This is a genomic window from Pseudarthrobacter sp. AG30 (assembly GCF_003116525.1).
GTDB lineage: Bacteria > Actinomycetota > Actinomycetes > Actinomycetales > Micrococcaceae > Arthrobacter.
This window is the reverse complement of the sequence record NZ_QEHL01000012.1, coordinates 463896-488091: the sequence shown is the minus strand read 5'-3', so window position 1 is coordinate 488091 and position 24196 is coordinate 463896. Positions and strand designations below refer to the sequence as shown.

The following is a 24196-nucleotide window of genomic DNA, read 5'->3' as shown; positions in this document are numbered from 1 at the left end:
GGTCTTCGACTCCGTGCTGGGGGACAAGCCGAACCAGGTGGACAAGCAGCGCCCGGAAGTGTCGGTCACGGCGGAGCAGCTGCTCGACGTCTCCTCCGCCGACGGCCAGGTCACCGAGGCCGGGCTGCGCCTGAACCTCTATGTGGCCGTGGCCTACACGGCAGTGTGGCTGTCCGGAAACGGCGCCGTGGCCATCCACAACCTGATGGAGGATGCCGCCACCGCGGAGATCTCCCGCTCGCAGGTGTGGCAGCAAATCCGCAACAAGTCCATCCTGGCGGACACGGGCAACACGGTGACCAAGGAGCTGGTGGAACGGATCCTGGGCGAGGAGACCGAGCGGCTCCGGACCGAGTTCGGTGACGAGGCCTTCCGCCGCTACTACCAGCCTGCCAGCGACCTGATCGCGGACATCTGCCTCTCGGACGGCTACACGGACTTCCTCACCACCCCCGCGTACGAACTGGTGGGCTGAGATGGCAGCACCCAAACCCTCCCTTTCGGCTGCGGACCTGGCCCACATCGACGGACAGCTGGCCGCCACGGACCGGCTGCTGGAGCAGAACTACCCCGGTGACGACGGCTCACGCCAGCCCGTGCACACGGTGTACGTGCCCGCTGACCGTTTCACGCCGTCGCTCGCCGCGGACTGGGGCGCCCAGGCAACCGCGACGGCGGCTGCGCACGGCGGCTTCGAAAAGCTGGGGCGGCTCCTGGGCCACAACGAAGGCCTTGCGGGGGCGGTAGCCACCCGGGTGGCGGCCAAACTGGCTGCCGAGCCGATCGAGGACTTGCGGCTGGACTTCGAAGACGGCTTCGGGGACCGGGGCGATGACGCCGAGGACGCCGCCGCGGTTGCCGCAGCGGCCGCGGTGGCCGCCGCCGTCCAGGCCGGGTCCGCTCCCCCGTTCATCGGCATCCGCTTCAAGTGCTTCGAGGCGCCCACCCGTGCCCGCGGCCTCCGCACCCTGGACCTGTTCGTCTCCGGCCTTGCCGCCGCCGGCGAGCTGCCGGACGGCCTGGTGCTGACCCTGCCGAAGGTGACCACCGTGGCCCAGGTCCAGGCGATGGACTACGCGGTGTCCCGCCTGGAAGAAGTCCACTCCCTGCCCGCCGGACGACTCCGCTTCGAGGTCCAGGTGGAGACGCCGCAGCTGATCCTCGGCCCTGACGGCACCTCCCCGGTAGCGCAGCTGCCGCATGCCGTGCCCGGCAGGATCAGCGGCCTGCACTACGGCACCTACGACTACTCGGCATCGCTGCAAATCTCCGCGGAGTACCAGTCCATGGAGCACCCGGTGGCCGACTTCGCCAAGGAAGTCATGCAGCTGGCCGTGGCCGGCACCGGCATCCGGCTCTCCGACGGTTCCACCAACATCATTCCGGTGGGCGACAACGTGGAGAACGCCTGGCAGCTGCACGGCCGGCTGGTCCGGCGGTCGCTGGAGCGCGGCTACTACCAGGGCTGGGACCTGCACCCCGCCCAGCTGGCCAGCCGCTTCGCAGCCACCTATGCCTTCTACCGTGAGGGCCTGCCTGCCGCGGCGGGCAGGCTGCGCAACTACGTGGAACGGACCGAAGGCGGGGTCATGGACGAGCCCGCCACCGCCCGGGCCCTGGCCGCATTCGTACTCCGCGGAGTCCAGTGCGGCGCCGTCGGTGCCGAGGAAGTCCAGGCGCTTGCCGGCGTCGGAATTCCGCAGCTGACCGGCCTGGCGCATCCTCGGCTCGCCACCACTTCCAACTCCTAGGCAAAGGATCCCTCTCATGGGCAAGTACTACTCCCCCACCGGCGGACTCCCGCCGCAGACCCACCTGACCACCGAGCGTGCCATCGTGACCGAGGCGTATACGGTGATCCCCAAGGGCGTCATGACGGACATCGTCACGTCCAACCTGCCCGGCTTTTCGAACACCCGGTCCTGGATCATCGCCCGTCCCATCTCCGGCTTTGCCACCACGTTCTCCCAGCTGATCGTGGAAATCGGCCCGGGCGGCGGGGCTCCCAAGGCCGAGTTCGAGGCCGGCGTCGAAGGCGTCATCTTCGTAACCCGCGGCAAGGTCAACCTCACCCTGGACGGCGAACTGCACCCGCTGGAGGAAGGCGGCTATGCCTACCTGGCCGCTGGTTCGGAGTGGGGCCTGGAGAACGTTTCGGACGACGTCGTGTCCTTCCACTGGATCCGCAAGGCCTACGAACGGCTTGAAGGATACGAGGCGAAGTCCTTCGTCACCAACGAGAAGGACGTGGAGCCCACGTCCATGCCGGACACGGACGACGTCTGGAAGACCACCCGGTTCACGGACTCCAACGACCTCGCCCACGATATGCAGGTGAACATCGTGACGTTCCAGCCCGGCGGCGTGATCCCGTTCCCGGAAACCCATGTCATGGAGCACGGCCTGTACGTCCTGGAGGGCAAGGCCATGTACCTGCTGAACAACGACTGGGTGGAGGTGGAAGCGGGTGACTTCATGTGGCTGCGCGCCTTCTGCCCGCAGGCCTGCTACGCCGGCGGGCCCGGCGAGTTCCGGTACCTGCTGTACAAGGACATGAACCGCCAGGTGAAGCTCACCTAGGCGCGCACTCCGGGCCTGTAAAGACAAAGCAGGGGCTGTTACGGAAGATCCGTAACAGCCCCTGCTTTGGTATTCAGGCACCCGGGCTCAGGCGCCCGGGTTAAGGACCACTTTGATACAGCCGTCTTCTTTTTTCTGGAACTTTTCATACAGGGCGGGCGCGCCATCCAAGCCCGCACGGTGGGTGACCAAGTCCATTACGCCCAGAGGATCGTCGTCGTCCTCCACCAGGGGGAGCAAGCGGTCCGTCCAGTTACGCACGTTGCACTGCCCCATCCGGACCTGAAGTTGCTTATCGAACATGGTCAGCATGGGCAGCGGGCTGGCCTGGCCGCCGTAGACGCCGCTCAGCGACAGGGTGCCGCCGCGGCGGACCGCGTCGATGGACGCATGCAGGGCGGCCAAACGGTCCACGCCGCCTGTCTCCATGGCTTTCTGCGCCAGTTTGTCCGGCAGCAGCCCAAGCGCCTGGTGTGCAAATCCTGCCAGGGGGGAACCGTGGGCTTCCATGCCGACGGCGTCCACCACCGCGTCCGGGCCGCGCCCAGCGGTCATCTCCCGGAGCTCGTCCCCAATGGCCTTGCCGTAGTCGAGCGTTTCCACGCCGTGCCGCGCCGCCATTGCGCGCCGTTCGGGGACGGGATCAATACCGATCACCCGGAAACCACGATGTACGCCAATGCGGCCGGCGAACTGGCCCACGGGTCCCAGCCCGAACACGGCAAGGGTGCCGCCCGCCGGGACATCCGCGTACTCCACGGCCTGCCAGGCGGTGGGCAGGATGTCGGAGAGGAACAGGTACCGCTCATCCGGAAGCTCCTTGCCAACCTTCACAGGACCGTAATCCGCGTGCGGCACACGCAGGTATTCGGCCTGGCCACCCGGAACGGAGCCGTAAAGCTCGGAATACCCAAACAGCGCCGCGCCGGAGCCCTGCTCCGTGACCTGTGTGGTTTCGCATTGAGACTGCAAGCCCTGCCTGCACATGAAGCACGTGCCGCACGAGATATTGAAAGGGACCACGACGCGGTCGCCTTTGCGGAGGTTGGTGACCCCGCTGCCCACCTCCTCCACGATGCCCATCGGCTCATGTCCAATGACATCGCCCTTGTGCATGTAGGGGCCCAGTACCTCGTACAGGTGCAGGTCGCTGCCGCAAATGGCCGTGGACGTGATGCGGACGATCGCGTCCGTCGGTTCCTGGATCACCGGATCAGGAACTTCCTCCACGCTTACAGAACGCTTGCCTTGCCACGTCAGTGCTTTCACAGTTTCCCTTTCGCGCTGCTTTCCCTGGTGCAGTTCGGGTGGATCAGTTGCTCCCGCGCGCCAGCAGCCGGCCAATGGCGCTTGAGCCAAGGTTTTCCAGCAGGTGACGGGGGCTTTCATAGACCTCGACGGCGCCCGCGGCCCTGAGTTCAGTCGCGCTGATTCCGCCGCAGGTGACGCCGATGGCGGGAATATCCAGCGCAGCAGCAGCCTTCATGTCCCACACGGCGTCACCGACATACACGGCGTTCGCGGCGTCGATTCCGAGCGCTTTCAGGGCCGCCGCGAGGATGTCCGGCGCAGGCTTGCTTTCCTCAGCGTCCTTGGAACTCGTGGCGGCATCGATAAAGGCGTCCGCGTCCAGCACGGAGCGCATTACCTGCAAGTCCCTTTCCCGGGCCGAGGACGCCAGTGCCACCGCCAAGCCGTCCGAGTGGCATTGCTCCAGGAGCTCCTTTGCCCCTGCGAAAGCACGCAGCGAGGGCCAGTGCGAGGCATACAGGGCGCCGTGGCTGGCCATGACGTCGTCGTCTTCGGAGCGGTCCCGGTCCGGCGGCAGGAGGTTGTCCACCAGGCGGGCGCCGCCCATGCCGACAAAGTGGTGGATGGCCGCCATCGGAACATCGTGTCCGTACTGGCGGAACGCGCCCCACCAGGCGAGCGTATGGATATAGGACGAGTCGATCAGCGTCCCGTCAACGTCAAAAAGGACTCCGTGGCGTCCATTGTCAGGCGGCGAAGAGGCTCCGGGCATCAGCCGACGGCCGTCCGCCGCACATCCGGCGCTTTTTTCCGTTTCGCCGCGTCTTCCTTCGGGGAGCTGACGGGCCGCACCCGCTCCCGTATCACCGAACCCGCGCCATCCAGGCTCTTGTCCCGAATGAGTCCCGTGCCCGCGATTTCCCTGGCCATGGCAATGCCTGCGACGGCCGCCCGTTTAGTCGGGAAAGTCACTGAAATGGCCATCAGGTTCCCGCTTCCGTCCATCATCCTGATCCGGTATCCGCCGTCAGGGGCATCCACGAGTTCAAAAAATCCGGCCACAACTATCACTCCTCCGTCAATCACGGCATTGTGCTGGGGAGCACTCCATGAGGTGTTAGTAAGTATACTTATCTATCCCGCGAAGGAGAAGTTGCGGCCCCGGCCCGCGCCGCCTCAGCGCGAGTCCGCCCCTTCCGGCGGAATGAGAGCGTCACTGCGCCGAACCGTATCCTGATGCAGTTCCAGGGCGCTAGTCACAAGGGCGAAGTGGCTGAACGCCTGCGGCGTGTTACCCAACTGACGGCCGGCTTTGACCGCCCATTCTTCGCTCAGCAGCCCCACATCATTGCGCAGTTCCAGCAACCGTTCGAACAGTTCCCGTGACTCTTCGTGTCGACCGGCGCCGAGGAGCGCCTCCACCAACCAGAATGAGCAGGCCAGGAAGACGCCCTCATCCCCGGGCAAGCCGTCGTCGCTTTGTTCCGGCCGGTACCGCAGCACGAACCCGTCCTGGGTCAGCTCCCGTTGGATGGCCTCGATGGTCCCCACCACTTTGGGATCGTCCGGGGGCAGGAAGCCCACCCTGGGAATCAACAGCAGGCTGGCGTCCAGCTCAGGCCGGCCATAGGACTGGACGAACGTGTTGCGCTCCGCGTCGTAGCCGTTGGCCAGGATGTCCTGCCGGATCCGGTCCCGCAACGCCTCCCAGCGCTCCACCGGCCCAGGCAGCCCGGAGTCCCGCACTCCCTTCACCATCCGGTCCGCGGCCACCCATGCCATGACCTTGGAATGCGTAAAGTGCCGGAGCGGCCCCCGCATTTCCCAGAGCCCGTTGTCCGGCTGGTCCCAGATGGTCTCCAGGTGCTCCATCAGGGCAATCTGGACGTCCCAGGCCTCGTCCGTGTGCTTGAGCAGCGAGTTCCGGGTCAGCGCCAGGCAGTCAAGGACCTCACCCCATACGTCCAACTGGAATTGCTCGGCCGCCGCATTTCCGATCCGCACCGGAGCGGAATTCTCGTAGCCCTTCAACCAGGGCAGTTCCATCTCCGGCAGCCGCCGCTCGCCGTGGATCCCATACATGATCTGCAGGTCCGCGGGGTCTCCTGCCACAGCACGGAGCAACCAGTCCCTCCAAGCGGCCGCTTCGGCCTTGTACCCGGCAGCCAGCAGCGCCTGGAGGGTCATGGTGGCATCCCGCAGCCAGCAATAGCGGTAGTCCCAGTTGCGTTGGCCGCCCGGCTGTTCCGGCAGCGATGTTGTGACAGCGGCGACGATCCCCCCGGTGGGCGCGTAGGTAAGGGCCTTGAGGGTTACCAGGGAGCGCACCACGGCATCCTGGTACTTCCCTTGGACCGTGCATTGCGAGGACCAGCCCTGCCAGAACTCGAACGTGCTGTGCAGGACTTTTTCCGCCTCGACCGAAACCGGCCGGCCCACATGGCTGGGAGCCCACGTCAGCACGAACGGCACTTTCTCGCCCGCATTGACCGTGAAGTCGCTGACGGTATGCATGTTCTCGCCGTGCAAGGGTGCGGGGGTCACCAGGTAGACGGCGTCCGGGCCGGCGATGGCGTGCAGGCCGCGCTTGTCCTTGCGCACCCAGGGCACGATATGCCCATAGTCGAAGCGAAGCACCAACTCGCCGTGCATCTTTACGCTGCCGCTGACACCCTCGACGATCCGGACGATGTCGGCAACGGAGTCGCGGGGCGGCATGAAGTCTGTGACGCGAACCGTTCCGTCCGGCGTTTCCCACTCGGTATCCAGGATCAGGCTTCCGTCGCGGTAGCTTCGGCGGGTGCAGGTACCACCGCCTTCCGGAGCCAGCAGCCAGCGCCCGGCGTCCGGTGAGTCCAGCAAGGCGTTGAAACACGCAGGGGAATCGAACCGCGGCAGGCAGAGCCAGTCGATCGAACCCTCCTTGCTGATGAGGGCACCTGTGTGAAGGTCGCCAACGACCGCATAATCCTCAATTCGCGCCATGGCATTACCCTGCCACACAACACTGTAGGAACATCGAAGAATGGCAGTCCACATCGGTACCTCCGGCTGGAGCTACGACCATTGGGAGAACGTCCTGTACCCGCCCGGCCTGCCGGTCCGGGACCGGCTCCAACGCTATGCCGCCAGGTTCAGCACAGTTGAGCTGAATGCCAGCTTCTACCGCTGGCCCCGCGACACCACCTTCGCCGGCTGGAACAGGCGGCTGCCACCCGGTTTCAGCATGTCGGTCAAGGCTCCCCGCGGCCTTACCCACGCCCGCAAGCTGTACGCACCCGAAGTCTGGGTGGAACGCATCGCCCGGTGCTGGCATGAACTGGGGGACAAACGGGCTGTGCTCCTGGTCCAGCTGCCGCCGCAGTTGGGCCGCGACGACGCCCGGCTGGAGTACTTCCTGGCAGCGGTTCCGGAATGGATCCGGGTTGCCGTTGAGTTCAGGCACCCCAGCTGGGACTGCCCGGAGGTGTTTTCCCTGTTGGAGCGGCAGCAGGCGGCCTATTGCATCATGAGCGGCGCCAACCTGCCGTGCATCCTGCGCGCCACCGCGCCATTTACCTATGTCCGCCTGCATGGTCCCGACCACGAGCACTTGTACGGCGGCTCCTACTCGGAGGCCGACCTGCACTGGTGGGCGGACCGGATCCGCGAATGGGACAGCGGCGGCCTGGACGTCTACGCGTACTTCAACAACGACGGCGGCGGGAACGCCGTGCGAAACGCCGAAACACTGCGTGGGATCCTCGGCGCCGGCTGATCCGAACTCCACGCTGTGGCAGAGTGGTGGCATGGACACGGCTCCCCAGCATCCGGCCCGGAAGACGGCACGCAAGCCCACGCAGGCGGTGCTGGCCCAGTACGCCCTCTCCGGGAACCAGGCCTTCCGGCTGGCCCACCGGGTCTCGGACGCGGTCAACAGCCTGCGGATCCGGCTGGCGAAGCGCTGGAATTTCGTGCCGCAGACCATCGCCTACCAGGGGTACGGTTCCACGACCCGGGTACGTGTGCTGGGCCGCGTGCTGCTGACGCAGAAGCCGCTGCCGGGAAGCCGGGCGGAGCGGGAAGCGAAAATCGGCAACCAGAACATCCGCGGCTGGCGTGCCTTCACTGGCGTGCCGCTGCAGTTTTCCGACGTCGAGATCACCATCGGCGACGTCGTCACCCACATGACCGCGGACCGGGGCGGACTGATCGACACCGAAGTGGACGTCCAGCTTCCCCCCGGCTGGCACACGGCGGTCCTGCGCGCTGAGGGAACCGAACCGGCCGAGGCGCTGATCCAGGTGATCGCACCGGAGGTGAAGTTCGGAATCGTCTCGGACATCGACGACACCGTCATGGTGACCGCGCTGCCCCGGCCCTTCCTGGCGCTGTGGAACACCTTCGTGCTCAGCGAACGGGCACGGATGGCCACTCCGGGCATGGCGGTGCTGCTGGACCGGCTGACCATCGAGCATCCCGATGCCCCCGTCATTTACCTGTCGACGGGCCCCTGGAATGCGGCCCCCACCCTGGGACGCTTCCTGACCCGCAACATGTACCCCAGGGGCGCGCTGCTCCTGACGGACTGGGGCTTGACCCAGGACCGATGGTTCCGGAGCGGCCAGGAACACAAGCGGCGGAACCTGGATCGCCTGGCGCAGGAATTCCCGGACATGCGGTGGCTCCTGATCGGTGACAACGGACAGCACGATGAAGCAATCTATTCGGCGTTCGCCGCGGAAAACGCCGACAAGGTGGCGGCCATCGCCATCCGGCAGCTGTCCGTCAGCGAATCGGTGTTCGCCGGCGGCCACTCCGAAGACGGTGACCACACCTCATCAAAAGTTCCGTGGATCTACTCCCCGGACGGGGCAGGCATCGCCAAGCAACTGGCCATGCTGGACCTGCTCCGGGGCTGACCCCGAACCGGCCCGGCCCCGCACGGTCTAGGCGCTGGCACCCAGCGCCGCGCCGTCGTCGGGCGCTTCACTGCCGTCCAAGGCCTCCGGAACAACGGCCTGGGCGATGGCGGCATCCGCGGCCAAGGCGAGGTCGCGTTCCTCGATGAGCTCCTGGAACCAGAAGTAGGAGGCCTTGGGCGTCCGCTCCAGGGTCTCGAAGTCCACGTGCAGGAGGCCGAACGGCTGCTTGTATCCGGCGGACCATTCGAAGTTGTCCAGGAAGGACCATACGTAGTAGCCGCGGAGGTCAACCGATTCCGCTTCGCCGCCTGGGGCCGTGGCCTTCAAGGCGGCCTCAAGGTGGTCGGAAATGTACTTCAGCCGGCGCTCGTCGGGAATGAACCTGGTATTGGTGGACTTGTCCCGGACAATGATGTCCTCAAAGCTCGCTCCACCCTCGGTAATGATCACCGGTGGCAGGTTGGGGTACCGCTCCGCCATCTCCTTCAGGGCGACCGCCATGTACTCGGGCTTGACCGGCCACCCGTAGGCGGTGATGTCCGCTTCAGGCCACGCCTCGACGTGGAACGGTGTGGCACCACCGCCTGCTGCGTTGAGGTCGCTCCCCATCGCCTCCGCCATGCTCGGCGGCACCGCGCCGCTGCCGGGCCCCACGGCGACCTTGGTGGGCATGTAATAGTTCAACCCGTAAAAATCCAGGGGCTGCGAAATGATCTGCATGTCCTCCTCGGGATGCTCGAAGGAGCTGAAGAACTTGGCCGCCCGGATCACGTCCGGGTACTTGCCGGTCAGGACCGGGTCCGCGTACAGCCGGTTCTGGCCCAGGTCCATCAGGCCGGCGCTGAGCTTGTCCAGCGGGTTGATGGAGTTCGGCACCATGGGGGAATAGACGTTGGTCATACCGATCTCTCCCGGCACCCCAGCGGCACGGAGTGCCTGGACCGCCAGGCCGTGGCCGAGCAGCTGGTGGTGGACGGTGGGGAATGCACCCAGGGCCAGCTCCTTGCCGGGTGAATGCACTCCCAGCGAGTAGCCGTTGGCGCTCACCGTTGCCGGTTCGTTGATGGTGACCCAGCGGGCCACCCGGTCGCCGAACGCATCGGCTACGAGGCCCGCGTACTCCCCCAGCCGGTAGGCCATGTCCCGGTTCATCCAGCCGCCCGCCTCGTCCAGCTCCAGCGGCGTGTCCCAGTGGTAGATGGTGGCCATGGGTGAGATCCCGTTGGCCAGGAGTTCATCCAGGAGCCGGTCGTAGAACGCCAGGCCCGCACGGTTTACCGGCCCGGTTCCGCCGGGCTGGATGCGGGGCCAGGAGAACGAGAAGCGGTACGAGTCCACGCCCAGCTGCTTCAGCAGGGCCACGTCCTGCGGCATGCGGTGGTAGTGGTCGGTGGCTATGGCCGGGCTTTGGTCCCCCACGATAGCCCCGGGCTTGGCGGCAAACACTTCCCAGCCGGACTTGCCGCGGCCGTCTTCGTCCAGCGCCCCTTCAATCTGGAATGCTGCGGTGGCGACGCCAAGCGTGAACCCCGGGGGGATAAGCGCTGCGAGGTCCTTGGCGGATTTGTGCATGGAGGCCAGCCTTTGTTGCAGTGGTTCGGGTACGTCTCAGGATTACACAGCAGGGACAGGCTGACGAACAGCAACTCCCTTGGCCGGCACGTTGGCTACTGCGAGCCGAAGAGGAACTCCTTGGCGTGCGCCACTGCCTTGCGGAAGGCGTCATTGCGCAGGGTCACCAGATGCTCTGCGTCGCCGTCGGACGGTTCCAGGTACCCGGTGTAGCCGGGCCGCAGGACCCAGATATCGCCGGCAGGTGGAAGGTAGAACACGCCGAAGGACCGTTGCTGCGCCTCATCGGCCGTCCAGATGGGGACCACTGCCAAGGCAGCACCGGTGGCCGGGTTGATCCACTGCGCCCGCGGCATGGGCTGCTCATGTGCTTCCGGGTCCAAAAACGGCGCAGTTCCCGGGCCCCACCGCTGCTCGAAGCGCTCATGGAATGCAGGAATCAGCGGTGAATCGTAGCGCCGCCACTCACTCATGGGGTTTCCGCCTCCTTGGATGAAGTCCTCTGTGCCCGCCAATGGCTGCCGGCGTCCCCACCCGAAGGCAGGGACGCCGGCGCAGCGCCACGGATCCTAGGCGTCGATCTGCTGCATGCCGCCTTGTTGGGTCTGGATCTCGATCTTTCGCGGCTTGGCTTGCTGGGCAACCGGGATCCGCAGGGTGAGCACGCCTTGGTCGTAGGCGGCCTTGATCCTGTCGGTATCCAGGGTGTCGCCCAGGATCAGTTGGCGGCTGAACACGCCGCGTGGACGCTCGGACGCCACCAGTTCCACGTTGGGCTGCGTGGGGTCCTTGCGTTCGGCCCGCACCGTCAGGACGTTCCGTTCCACGTTCAGGTCCACGGAGTCCACGTCCACGCCGGGAAGGTCGAACGCCACCACGAATTCGCCGTCTTCCTGCCAGGCGTCCATCGGCATGGCTGCCGGGCGGGCGGCGGTTCCCAAAACCTGCTGCGCGAGCCGGTCCAGCTCACGGAACGGGTCCGTACGCATCAACATCATTTCCCACTCCTTCAGCTTCAAGGTGTCGGATATCCGGCCACCCACCACCTACTTATCTATGGTGGTGAATGTAGATTTTTTATAGCACCAGTGGGAAAATCGGGCAAGACCCTGTTGCGCGGATTTTTTGGGAGAACCCATGACGGAACCTGCAGGCGGCCGGCCCGGCCGCTCCCCCGGCCCACGCGCCCTGTACGCGATCTCGGTAGCGGCGGAACTGGCAGGCACCGGACAGCAGAACATCAGGCTGTACGAGGCGAAAGGTTTGCTGACGCCTGCCCGGACCGCAGGCGGCACGCGGCAATACAGCGAGGAGGACATCGCCGTGCTGCTTCGGATTGGCGAACTCCTCCAGGAGGGATTGAACCTCGCCGGTGTCGCCAAGGTCCTGGAGCTGGAGGCAGCAAACCTGAAACTGCACCGGGCGCTGAAACGGGCGCGGTCAAGGCCTTAGCGGGGCAGGAAGCCAACCGGCCGGTCGCGCGGGTTCACTCCTGCGGCGATTCCGCTTTGGAGAGCTCCCCGGTGATCGGTTCACCTTCGATCCTGGCCGTCCGCCAGGTGTCGAGGGCGATGACTCCGCCGAGGATCATCAGCGAGAGGGAGAACGACGCCAAGGTGTCAGTGGGCCAGTGGTAGCCCAGGTAAAGGCGGCTGGCGATTGCCAGGACAATTCCGATGCCGGCTCCAATAAATCCGAAAAGGGCCGCCCGCCGGCTGCGGCGCCGGGACACGATCAGGTACGCGCCCACCAGCAGGAAGTCGCAGGCACCCAGGACATGCCCGGATGGGAACGAGAACGTTTGGTCCGCACCGAACAACATCTGGTCCACCGGCGGCCGAGAGCGCTGCACGATGTGGAGGATGATCTGCGAAACGATCACCCCCGCCAGCATCGCGGACGCCAGCAGGATGGGCCGCCAGGCATGTTTGGCCGCGAAGCCCCAGACGAGGATCACCACCAGCACAATGATGGGCAGGGCGATGGGTCCAAAGAACACCGCCAGGAAAATCATGATGGCGGTCACGGTGCCCGAACGCGTGGTCAGCAGCCAGTCATGCACGGGTTCGTCGGCCACCGTCAATCCAGTGGACTGCACCACGCTGACAAGGATGGCGATAAAGAGCGCCAGCCCCACTACGGAGAGGATGACCGACGCCCGGTACAGCCCGCGCCGGTCCGCCACGTCCACGTAGCGCTCCTCCACGACGAACTTCTCGTTGAAGGTATGCCACTTGCCGGCCTTGTGCTCCGCAACCCCGGACCCTGATGATCTCTGTACCAATGTGCTGCCTTGTCCCTGCGCCGTGATAAATGCTTAGGGCTGAACACTATCCCGGTGAGGGCCCATTCACTCCATCATGCGCCCGGCAATCGCGGCGGCCGCGGGAAAAACGCAGGCGCTACCCGATGCCGCCCGCCGTGCCGGAGGGAGCGGCTGCGTGGTTCCGCCAACTGTGCTCGGGTTCGAAGCCAAGCATGCGCCGGGCTTTGTCGATGGAGAGCATGGTTTCGTGTTCGCCCAGTTCCTTGGTGACCTTGACGCCGGGGAAGACCTCCGCGGCGAGGCTGGCGCTCGAGCGGCTCATAACGGTGTCTGCGTTGGCGATAATGAAGGCTTCAAAGCCGGGCTTTGCGTTCTCCAGTGCCCGGGCCACTGCCTGCGCACCGTCCCTGCCGTCGATGTAGCCCCATAGGTTCCACTTGCGCAGCGTTGCGTCCTCATCGAACGAGGGGAACCGCTCGTAGTCAGACTCGTCCATGACGTTGGAGAAACGCAGTCCGGTGATGCTCAGCTCCGGGTCCCAGCGGGTCAGTTCCACGGCCATCCGTTCCTCCAGCGTCTTCACCAGGGAATAGGTGCTCTCCGGCCGGGGAGGGTATTCCTCGTCCACCGGAATGTAGGGCGGGTCGACGTCGAACGGCAGGCCGAGCACGGTCTCGCTGGAGGCGTACACCACCTTCTTGATGCCGGCCCGTCGCGCTGCTTGGAAGACGTTGTAGGTGGAGAGCATGTTGTTCTCGAACGTCGCGGCGTCCGGAAGGATGCCAGGGGCGGGGATGGCACCAAGGTGCACCACGGCGTCGAATCCGTCGTGGCGGTCATCCACGCCCAGGAGCGCATCCACCACCTGGCCGTAGTTGCGCAGGTCCACCACCAGCAGGCCCGGGCTCCGGCTACCCGCGCGGTCCAGGTTGAGGACCTGGTGGCCGTCGTCGGTAAGCCGGCGCACCACGTGCCGGCCAAGTTTTCCGCTTCCGCCTGTAACCGCAATTCTCATCAGTGTTTCCTTCTGTTCGAGTCCACCATGCTTTGCTCCGGTCAGGATGGCCGTCGCGGTGCTGCCAGGAATTGTTCGACGGCGGCAATCGCCAATGCGGTAATCTCCCCCGGATCCCCGCTGCCGTTGACGGATACCAGGATTCCCCGGCCCGCGTACACCGAGACTACTTCATGCGTCTGGCGGTGGTAGAGGTCCAACCTGCGTCGGAAGACGTCGATGGTGTCGTCGGTGCGGCCTTGTTCCTGCGCCCGCCGGTGCATGCGCTCTTCCAGTTCGGCGTCGGGAGCGCGCAACTCGATGACAGCGTCCAGCCCGTGCCCCTGGGCGGCGAGCATACTGTCCAGTTCCGTTGCCTGCGGTGCCGTGCGCGGGTAACCATCGAGCAGGAAACCGTGGCTGACGTCGCCATCAAGGAGGCGGTCCTTCACGAGGGCATTGGTGAGGTGGTCGGGAACGAAATGGCCGCCGTCGAGGTATTCGGCAGCCTGGTTCCCCAGCTCCGTCTTCCGGCTGACGTTGCTGCGGAAGATATCCCCTGTGGACACCGCCGGGACCCCGAAGTGCCTGGCCAGGTGTTCAGCCTGGGTTCCCTTGCCGGAGCCCGGCGGGCCGATGATAAGAAGCCTGGTCATGTTCCTGTCCTCCCCGGCGGGCTGCCTTTGGGTTGGCGCCGCATCCGGTGGCCGGCTCCCGCTTCATTGTGCCGGTTACCCCCTGCATGGCGCCAGCGTCCGGGCTGTGACGGCGCAGCGGGCATGACGTTTCGCCTTCCTTGCGGATGTATATACTCTGGTTATCGGTTTAGCAGCGGGCCGTTGGAAAGTTCTTCGATCCAGCGACCATCACCGACTCCCCGCCCACATTGCGGGGCGTTTGTGTGTTGCCGGCTCGTTTTGACCTGAGCGAATGGCACCAAGAAACAGTGGCCAGCGAGTCAACAGCTAAACCCGATACATCCATAACCGAGTACCTGCATGAAATTGTCCTGGACAGCTCCGACGTCGAGGACTTCCTCAATGAGTTGGCGCAGGTCTCCGCGCGCAACCTCTCCGAACCCGGCGATGAGATGCTGTGCGCCGTCACCCTGCTCAGGCAGCGGAAGGGCACCACGGTAGCCAGCAGCAGCGCTGAGGCACGGGTCATTGGACGGTTTGAGCACCGGTTCACCGAGACACCGGGCATGACTGCAGCAACTGCCCAGGAAACTGTCCACGTCCCGGATCTCAACGCTGATGGCCGCTGGCCCGACTACTCCTCAGCTGTGCAGGCAGAGGGGATCCGGTCCGTCGCGGCGCTCCCGTTCCGGCTGGAGGGCGACACCAAGGCAGCCTTGCTGCTCTACTCCGGCCGTGCGCACCGTTTCGAGGGCCGCATCATGAAATGCGCCGAGGATTTTGTCAGCCAGACCTCGCTGGCCCTGCGGCTGGCGATCCGCTTTGCGCACTTCAGCGAAACGGCGGCGAACCTCCGCGCCACCCTGGAAAGCCGGACCGTCATTGACATGGCGGTCGGGATCATCATGGCCCAGAACCGGTGCAGCCAGCAGGACGCCTTCGACATCCTGAAGACGGCGTCAAGCACCCGCAATTCCAAGCTTCACGATGTGGCCGCCGCCGTGGTCCACTCCCTGGGCCAGGGACCCGCGCGGACACATTACGACGGATAGGGCCAGGGCCCCGGAAACCCGGCACAGGGGCGATAGACTGTTGCCAACTTTTTCGCCGGGGGGCTTGGATGGAACAGCAGCGCACCTGTCTTGTCGTTGAAGACAACGACGACATCCGCGGACTGATTTCAATAGTCCTTTCACGTGCGGGCTTCGTAGTGAAAGCCGTTGGCACCGGGTCGGAAGCCATCGCCGCGGCGTCCGACCCAGGCATCGCCCTGGTCACCTTGGACCTGGGACTCCCGGACATGGACGGGCACGTGGTTGCCCGTGCCATCCGCGCCAGGAGCTCTGCCCCGTTACTCTTCCTCACGGCCCGCTCGGAGGGGGATGACGTCCTGGCAGGCATGGCGTCCGGGGCCGCCGCCTACCTCACCAAGCCTTTCCACCCCAGGGAACTTGAAGCGCTGGCACGGCGGTTGTGCCCCACACCATTGGCAGAGGAGCCCAGCACCACCGGCACCTCCCTCTGCTGAGCGGAGCGGCATAGGGCGACGACGGGACTCCCGCCGCCGCCCCGAGGTTTCCTTACTTGGAAAGGAACCCGAGCAATGCCTCGTTGACCTCTGCGGCGTGCGTCCAGAGCAGGCCGTGCGGCGCTCCTTCGATCTCGACGTATTCCGCCGTGGGCAACGCCTTGGCGAACTGCCGCCCGGTCGAGTCGATGGGCAGGATGTTGTCGGCAGTGCCGTGGACGATCAGGGCGGGAACATCGATCTTGGGGACGTCCTGCCGGAAGTCCGTCAGCCAGGTGGGCTGGGCGGCAACGGACGCGGTGGCACCGGCACCGGCGGCGAGGTTCCAGCTGGCGTCGACGGCTTCCTGGCTGAGGCGCGGAGTGCCCAGGAAGGTGTCCGAGTTGTAGAAATTCTTGAAGAATTCGGTGAAGAACGCATACCGGTCGGCAGTAACCGCGGCCTTGAGGCCGTCAAAAACGTCCTGCGGAACGCCGTCAGGATTGTCGTCGGTCTTGAGCAGGTAGGGCTCCAGGGATCCGAGGAATGCGGCGCGGGCCACCCGCGCCGAGCCATAGGTGCCAAGGTAGCGGCCCACCTCGCCGGTGCCCATGGAGAAGCCGACCAGCACCACGTTGTCCAGGTTCAAGGTGGTCAGCAGGGTGTTGAGGTCTGCCGCGAAGGTATCGTAGTCGTAGCCGTCGGCAGGCTTGCTGGACTTGCCAAAGCCGCGGCGGTCGTAGGTGATGACCCGGTAGCCCGCGCCAAGGAGCGCGGCAGTCTGTTTTTCCCAGGACGATCCGTCCAGCGGATAGCCGTGGATAAGCACCACGGGCTGGCCCGAACCGTGATCCTCGTAGTAGAGCTCGATGTCGGTGCTGTTCTCCGTACCAACGGTAATGAAAGCCATCGGGGTAAATTCCTTTCGAGACTGGCCGAAGCGGCCGGCGTCACGCCGTGCCCGTACCCCTCCTACTGTAGGTGGCCGCGCTGGCTCGCCCGCGATGGCCGTCCGACAGACAGGCGTGCAGTGCGTCCCGGTCCGCGTTGTGACACTATATGCGCATGAATGCAGATAAGAATGCTTGCTCGCTGGGGACGGACAGCCAGTACGTGGAGTTGGCCGTGGAGGTCTTCTCGATGCTGGCTGACGCCACGAGGGTGCGGATCATCCTTGCCCTTCGCGACGGCGAAATGGCAGTGGGCGCCTTGGCCGACACGGTAGGCAAATCCCCCGCTGCCGTGTCCCAGCACCTGGCCAAAATGCGGCTGGCCAGGATGGTATCCACCCGGCAGGACGGGACGCGGGTGCTGTACCGGCTGGAGAACGAACACGCCCGGCAATTGGTGGCTGACGCCATTTTCCAGGCCGAACACGCACTCGGCGGCGAACCGGCGCACCACCGCGCACCCGCCCACCACGCACAAGGGAGCGCCTCATGACCGGGCCGCACCAGGAATCAACGCATGCGCACAGCCATCACGACAACGTCCACGCCGGCCACCATCACCACCACGACGACGATGCGCACAATCACGACCACCACTACGGGCACGGGCACGACCACGACCACGGGCACCATCACCATTCCGGCTTCAAAGGATGGCTTTTCGAGCTGTTCGTGCCGCACACCCACGATGCCGCGGATTCCATCGATGACGCCATGGAGGCCAGCACGGAGGGCATCCGGGCGCTGAAGATCAGCATGTTCGTCCTGCTGGCCACCACGCTGCTGCAGTTCCTGGTGGTCCTGTTCAGCAGTTCCGTGGCCCTGCTCGCGGACACCATCCACAACTTCTCCGACGCCCTGACCGCAGTGCCACTGTGGATCGCCTTCATCCTGGGGCGCAGGGCCGCGACCCGCCGGTACACGTACGGGTACGGCCGGGCAGAAGACCTCGCCGGCCTGTTCATCGTGGCTGTGGTGGCCCTTTCCGCTATTGTGGCGGGTTGGCAGTCCGTTGACCGGCTCATCCATCCGCAGCCCCTGCAAAACCTGGGGTGGGTCATGGCGGCGGGCCTGATTGGCTTCGCCGGGAACGAGGCGGTGGCAATCTACCGCATCCGGGTGGGCCGCAGGATCGGTTCTGCGGCGCTCGTGGCGGACGGTGTGCACGCCAGGACGGACGGCTTCACGTCGCTGGCCGTGGTGATCGGCGCCGTTGGCGTCATGCTTGGTTTCCCCTTGGCGGACCCGATCGTGGGATTGGCCATTTCCGCCGCGATCATGGTGCTCCTGTGGGGAACGGTCCGCAGCATCGGGCGGCGGCTCATGGACGGCATCGAGCCGGAACTGGTGGAACTCGCCCAAGCCGCACTCGGAGGGACTCCCGGGGTCCTCGCGGTCCGGCAGCTGCAGCTGCGGTGGTCCGGCCACCGGCTGCAGGGGTCTGCCCGACTGGAACTGGCCGAAACCGGGTTGTCGCAGGCGGCAGAGACCCTGGACCGCGCCGAGCACCGGCTCCGGCACGCCCTGCCGAAACTGGACCACATGCTCCTGGCGCCTGAAGCCCGGCGCTAGGGCCCAAACGCAGGAAGTGACCCCGCCGGATTTCGCCGGCAGGGTCACTTTTTGCGTCGTGTGTGTGGTTCCTAGGCCCGGGCAGCCTTGCCGGGCAGCGCCAGCTTGAACACCTTCGCCCAAGACGAACCCACCTGCTTGAGCAGCGGACCGGTGGTGTATTTCAGGCCATAGCGCTGGCAGATCTCGCGGACCCTGGGGGCCACCTCCGCGTACCGGTTGGAGGGCAGGTCCGGAAAGAGGTGGTGCTCGATCTGGTGCGACAGGTTGCCGGTCATGAGGTGCATGAACCGGGAGCCCGAAATGTTGGCGGAGCCGATCATCTGGCGAACGTACCAGTCGCCCCGGGTTTCACCCTCCACCATTTCTTCGGTGAAGGTGTCGGTGCCTTCCGGGAAGTGGCCGCAGAAGATGACGGCGTGGGCCCACACGTTGCGGATGGCGTTCGCGGCGATCGTGCCGAACAGGGCCTGCTTGGCGGAGCCGGTGAGCATCGCGAGCGCAGGGGTGGCAGCGTAGTCCTTGGTGAACTGGGTGATCACCTTGCGGCCGAGGGCCTTGAGGTCCTTGAGCAGGGCCTCCTTGGACTTGGTGCCTTCCTTGTATTCGGTCAGCTCGAGATCGTAGACGGCGATCCCCCACTCGAACACCGGCGCAAGGATCGCATTGAACAGCGGGTTGGCCAGGTTGATGGGCTTCCACGGCTGGTTCTCATCCATCCGGAGGAGGTTGTATCCGACGTCGTTGTCCTTGCCCACCACGTTGGTCCAGCGGTGGTGGAGGTCATTGTGCGTGTGCTGCCAGGAGCGCGACGGGGTAACGAAGTCCCACTCCCACGTGGTGGAGTGGATATCCGGATCCCGCATCCAGTCCCACTGTCCGTGCAGGATGTTGTGGCCGAGCTCCATGTTTTCCAGGATCTTGGCAAGGCTCAGGAGCGTGGTGCCGGTAACCCAGGCTGCTTTGTTCTTGCTGACCAGCAGGGCGGCCCGGCCGGAGATTTCAAGCCCGCGCTGGATCTTGATCATGCGGCGGATGTAAGCGGCGTCTTCCGCACCGCGCTTTCCCAGGATTTCGTCCCGGATGGCGTCGAGCTCACGGCCGAGCTCCGCCACTTGTTCGTCGCTGAGGTGCGCTGCCGCCGGGGGCCGGACCGTGGGGCTTCCGGATTCTGCGAGCTTGCCGGGGCGCGTTCTTGAGCTTCCCGTGGCCGTGGCCTTGGCGGGTGAGATTACTGACATACCGTGGTGCTCCTCAGATTTCGAGGTTGACGGGTCCGGCGGCTGCCGAGACACACGTTTGGATAAGTTCGCCGGGTTCGCCATGGACTTCCCCGGTGCGGAGGTCGCGGACCTGGCCGGCCAGGAGCGGGGTGAGGCAGCTGTGGCAGATACCCATCCGGCAGCCGCTGGGCATCAGGACCCCGGCGTCCTCGCCGATGTCCAGGATGGGGGTGTCGCCGTCGGCCTCCACCTCCCGGTCGGAGGCCTCAAAGGTGACCAGGCCGCCGTCGTGGCCTACACCGGCGTTGAAGGTGGTGTTGAAGCGTTCGATCATCAGGTTGCCGGCGTCTCCGGCCACTGCGACGTCGGTCCCGGGCGCGCCGGTGGTCAGGGCTGCCCGCTTCCACAGCGCTTCGGCGTCGTCCAGGAAGCTGTCCGGGCCGCAGGCGTAGGCTGACCGTTCCTTCCAGTCGGGACAGATCTCGTCCAGCTCCCGGGTGCTGGAGAAGTCCATCCGGCCCTGTTCGCCCGTGTACCAGTGCGCCAGCCGGAAATTCGGGAACTGGTCCGCCAACTCGGCCAGTTCCTCGCGGAAGAGGCTGTCACCCGGGGTGCGGGCGGAATGGACCAGGACGACGTCGGCATCAGGCCGCCGCGGGACAAGGGTGCGGATCATGGACATCACCGGGGTGATGCCACTGCCGGCCGTGACCATGAGCAGGGGCCTGGGATGCTCAGGAAGAACAAAATCACCCTGCGGCGGGGCAAGGAACAAGACGTCGCCCGGCTTGGTGGTGCGCACCAATGTGCCGGAAACAGCTCCGACATCGGTAACGGTGATGGCGGGGTCCTTGCCCGCCGGGGCGCTGAGGGAGTAGGAGCGCCAGTGGCGTACGCCGTCGAGTTCGACGCCGATGCGCGCCCACTGCCCGGCAAGGTGCGCCTTCCAGCCGCGCCCGGGACGGAAGAAGATCGTGGCCGACTGGGCCGTCTCCTGGACCACGCGGGTCACGACGCCCCGAAGCTGCCGGGCCGAGTAGACAGGGTTGAACAGGGACAGAATGTCCTCTGGCGCCAGAGGCGTGGTCAGCACAGAAGCCGCTTGGGCCAGCTGTCGTAGCCGGATCATGCGATCAAGCCTAAGGCGGTGTGAGCCATATTTCTCTCTCTCCGTCATATGACCGTTCCGCAGTCACACAGTAGTAGGGGCGCGAAGCCCCCACCACGCTCTTCAAGAGTAACGGTTAGGTCTCACGGAAAGTTCCCCGGCGTCAGCGGCGGCGCCATCCCAGGGCCGGCGCAACGTGTTCCACGATGGTGCCCAGGAGCTTGGAGTTGTACTCCACGCCCAGCTGGTTGGGGACGGTCAGCAGCAGCGTATCGGCCGCCTGCACTGCCGTGTCTGCCGCCAGCTGCTCCGCCAAGAGGTCAGGTGCGCCAACATAGCTCTTGCCGAACCTTGCGGTGAAGCCGTCAATCACGCCCACCTGGTCGCGGCCGTCGCGGAGCGCGCTGCCCGCAAAGTAGTAGCTGTCCTCGTCATCCACGATGGGAAGGACGCTGCGGCTGACCGACACCCGTGGAGGGCGTGTGTGTCCTGCCGCGGCCCACGCCTCCCTGAACAGCTGGATCTGTTCAGCCTGGAGTTCATGGAACGGAACGCCGGTGTCCTCCGTGAGCAGGGTGGAGCTCATCAGGTTCATGCCGAGTTCAGCAGCCCACACCGCGGTCTTCCGGCTGCCTGCGCCCCACCAGATCCGGTCCGCCAAACCGGGCGACTGGGGCTGGACGGGCAGGAGTCCGGTGGCACCGCCGGCGTACCGGGGGTCTGCCTGGGCCACGCCCGCACCCGTGATGGCCTGGCGGAAAGCCGCCGTATGGCGCCGGGCCATGTCCGCGTCGGTCTCCCCGGGCTCCGGCCGGTATCCGAAAGCCGAAGCGCCGTTCCGGGCAGGTTCGGGTGAGCCGCGGCTGATTCCCAGCTGCAGCCTGCCGCCACTGATCAGGTCTGCCGCAGCCGCTTCCTCCGCCATGTACAGCGGATTCTCGTAGCGCATGTCAATAACGCCTGTGCCGATTTCCAGCTTGCTGGTGAGCGCGGCAATGGCAGAAAGAAGTGGGAACGGGGAGGCCTGCTGGCGGGCGAAGTGATGGACACGGAAAAATGCGCCGTCAACTCCGAGTTCTTCGGCGGCTACCGCAAGATCAATCCCCTGGAGCAGGGCGTCGGCCGCTGTCCGGGTACGGGAACCCTGTCCGGGACCCCAGTGGCCGAAGGAAAGAAATCCGATGCGCTCCATACTTTCCCCCAACCGCGCGGCAGCCTGCCGAATTCCCGGCTGGCATGATGGCTGCGTGGATATTCCTGAAGGAACCGTCAGTGTCTTCAAGACGATTGTGCTGTTCGTCCTCGCCGCCGCAGCCGAAATCGGGGGCGCATGGCTGGTCTGGCAGTCCGTCCGCGAGGGCAGGGACTGGTGGTGGGCCGGACTGGGCGTGATCGCCCTGGGCGCCTACGGCTTTGTGGCCACCCTCCAGCCCGACGCGCACTTCGGCCGGATCCTGGCGGCGTACGGCGGAGTGTTCGTGGCCGGTTCCCTGGCCTGGGGCATGGCGTTCGACGGTTTCCGTCCTGACCGGTGGGACATTGCGGGGTCCGTGGTGTGCCTGCTGGGCGTAGCACTGATCATGTTCGCGCCGCGGAGCGGAGCGTGACGGTAGCTAGACTCTAGCCACGACGAAAGGCGGAGAGCCGTGGAACGGACGGACTACTGCATCATTGGTGGCGGAATCGTGGGCCTTGCCACCGCCTACCACCTCCTGCGGAAAGAGCCCGACGCATCATTGGTCCTGCTGGAGGCGGCCCCTGTGCTGGCTTCGCACCAGACGGGGCACAACAGCGGCGTCATCCACTCCGGCATCTACTACGCCCCGGACAGCCTCAAGGCCCAATTCTGCAAGGCCGGAGCCCGCCAGACCAAGGATTTCTGCCGCGACCACGGCATCAGGTATGCCGAGCCGGGCAAACTTCTGGTGGCAACCTCGGCGGTGGAACGGGAACGGCTGGACCGGCTTGAGGAGCGTGCCGCCATCCACGGCCTGGACTGCGAGCGGATCGACGGGGCCGAGCTCAACCGGCGCGAACCCAATGTTGCTGGGCTGGGGGCCCTGTTCATCCCAAGCACCGGCATCGTTGACTACCCGGAGGTGGCGCGCAAGCTGGCCGAACTCATCACGGCCGCCGGCGGACGCGTCTACACCGGAGCCCGGGTCACCTCCATCGTGGAACACGCCGGCCACGTGGAGGTTGGGACCGACGGGGACGTCTACGCCTGCCGCCGCCTGGTGGCCTGCGCCGGGCTGCAGTCGGACCGGCTCGCCGAATTGGCGGGTATGAAAATCGACGTCCAAATCGTTCCCTTCCGCGGCGAGTATTTTGAGCTGCCGGCCGCAAAATCGGACTACGTCAAACACTTGATCTACCCGGTGCCCGACCCGGACTTGCCCTTCCTGGGCGTGCACCTGACGCCCACCATCGACGGCGGCATCACCGTAGGACCCAACGCGGTGCTGGGCCTGTCCCGGGAGGGGTACGCCAAGTTCTCGGTCCATCCGAAGGACGTGGCCCGCTACCTGCGCTTTCCGGGGTTGTGGCACGTGGCGAGGTCCAATGCCGCCACCGCCGTGCGGGAGGTCCGGAACTCCCTGTTCAAGGGAAGCTACCTGCAGGAATGCCGAAAATACGCGCCTGGCCTGGCCAAAGGCGACCTGCTGCCCCGCGAGGCAGGCATCAGGGCGCAGGCGGTCCGCCGGGACGGCACGCTCCTCCACGATTTCCTGCTGTCAGGGACCGACCGGATGCTCCACGTATTGAATGCCCCGTCCCCCGCAGCCACTGCCGCGCTCCCCATCGGTGAGCATCTGGCCGGCAAGGCGGCACTCCGCCGGGCGCCCTGACCGGAGTCCGTGCTTTGACGGCGCGGCTACACTGGGCCCGTGACCAACAGTGAGCATCCGCCCGGGACCGCAGCCCCGCCGCCGCGCGGACGGCTCGCCGAACGCCTGTTGCCGGGCGGCGAGGAACCGGATCCGCGGTTCACCCTCGCGAACGAACGCACCTTCCTCGCATGGATCCGCACCTCCCTTGCGCTGCTCGCCGGTGGCATTGCCATCGAAGCCTTTACCTCAGGCCTTTTCATCGAACCGGTCCGCAAAGGCCTGGCCATCATCCTCCTTCTCATGGGCATGATGCTCAGCGGCGGCGCTGCCATGCGGTGGCTTCGCGTGGAGCGCAGCATGCGCAACAAAGCACCGCTTCCGCTGCCTTTCTTCGTCCCCCTGCTGGCCGGGGCAGGCGCGCTGGCGGCCGCCGTCGTCCTCGTTTTTATCCTTCTGCGCTGATGGCATCCGGCGCACCCCGGCCGCACGGTGATCCGGGTCTCCAACCCGAACGGACGGCGCTGGCCTGGGGCCGGACCATGTTGGCGCTGGTGACGGCGAGCGCCTTCTTCCTTCGCTGGCTTCCCGCGTACGGGCCGCCCATCCTGATGCTCCCGGCGGTGTCCGGAGGCGCCGCCTTGGCCATCTACCTCACCCAGCGCCGCCGCTACCGGGCGAGGTCCCACGGCCTGGCCGGGGAGAGCATCGAAGCGGACCTTTCGGCTGTGCTCTGGACCGCCTTCGCGGGCGTGGTCCTGGGCGCCCTCGGCGTTGTGGTGGTGGTGACGGGTTAGCAGCCG

General features: G+C 65.8%; 27 protein-coding genes and 1 pseudogene. 14 read left to right on the top strand and 14 right to left on the bottom strand.

All coding sequences use genetic code 11. The features are described from left to right. The 3 genes and pseudogenes from DC347_RS13020 to DC347_RS13010 all read left to right on the top strand — a co-directional run. Window positions 1-475 (top strand): annotated as a pseudogene (locus DC347_RS13020) (malate synthase A); the annotation flags it as partial. Window position 476: 1 nt separating this feature from the next. After that, on the top strand, window positions 477-1751 hold the full coding sequence (locus DC347_RS13015; RefSeq protein WP_109045737.1) for an aldolase: 1275 nt from the start codon (window positions 477-479) through the stop codon (window positions 1749-1751). A 16-nt stretch (window positions 1752-1767) separates the two neighbouring features. Beyond that, the gene (locus DC347_RS13010; protein WP_018761053.1) at window positions 1768-2580 is read left to right on the top strand and encodes a bifunctional allantoicase/(S)-ureidoglycine aminohydrolase; all 813 of its coding nucleotides are present in this window, start codon (window positions 1768-1770) and stop codon (window positions 2578-2580) included. Between the two features lie 87 nt (window positions 2581-2667). Here the strand turns inward: DC347_RS13010 and DC347_RS13005 are convergent, their stop codons facing one another. The 4 genes from DC347_RS13005 to DC347_RS12990 form a co-directional block, all read right to left on the bottom strand. Next, on the bottom strand, window positions 2668-3849 hold the full coding sequence (locus DC347_RS13005) for a zinc-dependent alcohol dehydrogenase (RefSeq protein ID WP_109045757.1): 1182 nt from the start codon (window positions 3847-3849) through the stop codon (window positions 2668-2670). Between the two features lie 43 nt (window positions 3850-3892). Next, the gene (locus DC347_RS13000; protein WP_018761051.1) at window positions 3893-4603 is read right to left on the bottom strand and encodes an HAD family hydrolase; all 711 of its coding nucleotides are present in this window, start codon (window positions 4601-4603) and stop codon (window positions 3893-3895) included. Next, entirely contained in the window at window positions 4603-4893 is a 291-nt protein-coding gene (locus DC347_RS12995; RefSeq protein ID WP_018761050.1) for a YegP family protein, read from the bottom strand. The genes DC347_RS13000 and DC347_RS12995 overlap by 1 nt, the downstream gene beginning before the upstream one ends. Before the next feature lie 114 nt (window positions 4894-5007). Further along, entirely contained in the window at window positions 5008-6816 is a 1809-nt protein-coding gene (locus tag DC347_RS12990; RefSeq protein WP_109045736.1) for a glycoside hydrolase family 15 protein, read from the bottom strand. Window positions 6817-6856: 40 nt separating this feature from the next. Between DC347_RS12990 and DC347_RS12985 the strand changes: the two genes are divergently transcribed. Beyond that, on the top strand, window positions 6857-7588 hold the full coding sequence (locus DC347_RS12985; protein WP_109045735.1) for a DUF72 domain-containing protein: 732 nt from the start codon (window positions 6857-6859) through the stop codon (window positions 7586-7588). A 31-nt stretch (window positions 7589-7619) separates the two neighbouring features. After that, window positions 7620-8732: an App1 family protein gene (locus tag DC347_RS12980; RefSeq protein ID WP_051083424.1), complete on the top strand. Its 1113-nt coding sequence runs from the start codon at window positions 7620-7622 to the stop codon at window positions 8730-8732. Window positions 8733-8759: 27 nt separating this feature from the next. Here DC347_RS12980 and DC347_RS12975 read toward each other — a convergent pair whose 3' ends face one another. The 3 genes from DC347_RS12975 to DC347_RS12965 form a co-directional block, all read right to left on the bottom strand. Beyond that, complete coding sequence (locus DC347_RS12975; RefSeq protein ID WP_109045734.1) at window positions 8760-10307, bottom strand: glycoside hydrolase family 1 protein; 1548 nt, start codon at window positions 10305-10307, stop codon at window positions 8760-8762. Window positions 10308-10402: 95 nt separating this feature from the next. Next, a complete protein-coding gene (locus DC347_RS12970; protein ID WP_018761045.1) occupies window positions 10403-10780 on the bottom strand; it encodes a hypothetical protein in 378 nt (125 codons plus the stop codon). 96 nt (window positions 10781-10876) lie between these two features. After that, window positions 10877-11302 carry an Hsp20/alpha crystallin family protein gene (locus DC347_RS12965; RefSeq protein WP_026264393.1) on the bottom strand — a complete coding sequence of 142 codons (426 nt, stop codon included), beginning with the start codon at window positions 11300-11302 and terminating at the stop codon, window positions 10877-10879. A gap of 142 nt (window positions 11303-11444) precedes the next feature. Here DC347_RS12965 and DC347_RS12960 point away from each other — a divergent pair, with 142 nt between their 5' ends. Beyond that, the gene (locus DC347_RS12960) at window positions 11445-11759 is read left to right on the top strand and encodes a MerR family transcriptional regulator (RefSeq protein WP_018761043.1); all 315 of its coding nucleotides are present in this window, start codon (window positions 11445-11447) and stop codon (window positions 11757-11759) included. 34 nt (window positions 11760-11793) lie between these two features. Here the strand turns inward: DC347_RS12960 and DC347_RS12955 are convergent, their stop codons facing one another. The 3 genes from DC347_RS12955 to DC347_RS12945 all read right to left on the bottom strand — a co-directional run bounded on the left by DC347_RS12955 (window position 11794) and on the right by DC347_RS12945 (window position 14223). Then, window positions 11794-12591 (bottom strand): phosphatase PAP2 family protein, encoded by a 798-nt coding sequence (locus DC347_RS12955; RefSeq protein WP_018761042.1) that lies wholly within the window; start codon window positions 12589-12591, stop codon window positions 11794-11796. A 118-nt stretch (window positions 12592-12709) separates the two neighbouring features. Beyond that, window positions 12710-13588 carry an NAD(P)-dependent oxidoreductase gene (locus DC347_RS12950; protein ID WP_109045733.1) on the bottom strand — a complete coding sequence of 293 codons (879 nt, stop codon included), beginning with the start codon at window positions 13586-13588 and terminating at the stop codon, window positions 12710-12712. 41 nt (window positions 13589-13629) lie between these two features. Further along, complete coding sequence (locus DC347_RS12945) at window positions 13630-14223, bottom strand: adenylate kinase (protein WP_109045732.1); 594 nt, start codon at window positions 14221-14223, stop codon at window positions 13630-13632. Between the two features lie 290 nt (window positions 14224-14513). On the opposite strand from DC347_RS12945, the gene DC347_RS12940 reads away from it, so the two are divergent. Then, window positions 14514-15257 carry a GAF and ANTAR domain-containing protein gene (locus tag DC347_RS12940; protein WP_018761039.1) on the top strand — a complete coding sequence of 248 codons (744 nt, stop codon included), beginning with the start codon at window positions 14514-14516 and terminating at the stop codon, window positions 15255-15257. 68 nt (window positions 15258-15325) lie between these two features. Further along, window positions 15326-15733: a response regulator transcription factor gene (locus DC347_RS12935; RefSeq protein WP_018761038.1), complete on the top strand. Its 408-nt coding sequence runs from the start codon at window positions 15326-15328 to the stop codon at window positions 15731-15733. Window positions 15734-15785: 52 nt separating this feature from the next. On the opposite strand, the gene DC347_RS12930 is transcribed toward DC347_RS12935, so the two are convergent. Beyond that, window positions 15786-16622 (bottom strand): alpha/beta fold hydrolase, encoded by an 837-nt coding sequence (locus DC347_RS12930; protein WP_109045731.1) that lies wholly within the window; start codon window positions 16620-16622, stop codon window positions 15786-15788. Between the two features lie 155 nt (window positions 16623-16777). Between DC347_RS12930 and DC347_RS12925 the strand changes: the two genes are divergently transcribed. After that, window positions 16778-17155, top strand: coding sequence for a metalloregulator ArsR/SmtB family transcription factor (locus DC347_RS12925; protein WP_081624115.1), 378 nt, complete (start codon window positions 16778-16780; stop codon window positions 17153-17155). Further along, complete coding sequence (locus tag DC347_RS12915) at window positions 17152-18234, top strand: cation diffusion facilitator family transporter (protein WP_240617786.1); 1083 nt, start codon at window positions 17152-17154, stop codon at window positions 18232-18234. The genes DC347_RS12925 and DC347_RS12915 overlap by 4 nt, the downstream gene beginning before the upstream one ends. Window positions 18235-18305: 71 nt before the next feature. On the opposite strand, the gene DC347_RS12910 is transcribed toward DC347_RS12915, so the two are convergent. From DC347_RS12910 to DC347_RS12900, 3 genes are all read right to left on the bottom strand, one after another. After that, window positions 18306-19475 carry an acyl-CoA desaturase gene (locus DC347_RS12910; protein WP_109045728.1) on the bottom strand — a complete coding sequence of 390 codons (1170 nt, stop codon included), beginning with the start codon at window positions 19473-19475 and terminating at the stop codon, window positions 18306-18308. 13 nt (window positions 19476-19488) lie between these two features. Then, entirely contained in the window at window positions 19489-20586 is a 1098-nt protein-coding gene (locus DC347_RS12905) for a ferredoxin reductase (RefSeq protein ID WP_026264392.1), read from the bottom strand. Window positions 20587-20728: 142 nt separating this feature from the next. Next, window positions 20729-21757: an LLM class flavin-dependent oxidoreductase gene (locus tag DC347_RS12900; protein ID WP_109045727.1), complete on the bottom strand. Its 1029-nt coding sequence runs from the start codon at window positions 21755-21757 to the stop codon at window positions 20729-20731. 55 nt (window positions 21758-21812) lie between these two features. On the opposite strand from DC347_RS12900, the gene DC347_RS12895 reads away from it, so the two are divergent. Genes DC347_RS12895 through DC347_RS12880 form a run of 4 tightly spaced genes read left to right on the top strand, consistent with a single transcriptional unit; the run spans window position 21813 to window position 24190 of the window. Beyond that, complete coding sequence (locus DC347_RS12895; protein WP_018761030.1) at window positions 21813-22172, top strand: YnfA family protein; 360 nt, start codon at window positions 21813-21815, stop codon at window positions 22170-22172. A 39-nt stretch (window positions 22173-22211) separates the two neighbouring features. After that, entirely contained in the window at window positions 22212-23414 is a 1203-nt protein-coding gene (lhgO, locus tag DC347_RS12890; protein ID WP_109045726.1) for an L-2-hydroxyglutarate oxidase, read from the top strand. Between the two features lie 39 nt (window positions 23415-23453). Continuing rightward, window positions 23454-23858 (top strand): YidH family protein, encoded by a 405-nt coding sequence (locus DC347_RS12885; RefSeq protein ID WP_109045725.1) that lies wholly within the window; start codon window positions 23454-23456, stop codon window positions 23856-23858. After that, window positions 23858-24190 (top strand): DUF202 domain-containing protein, encoded by a 333-nt coding sequence (locus DC347_RS12880; protein WP_109045724.1) that lies wholly within the window; start codon window positions 23858-23860, stop codon window positions 24188-24190. The genes DC347_RS12885 and DC347_RS12880 overlap by 1 nt, the downstream gene beginning before the upstream one ends. Window positions 24191-24196: the final 6 nt, after the last annotated feature.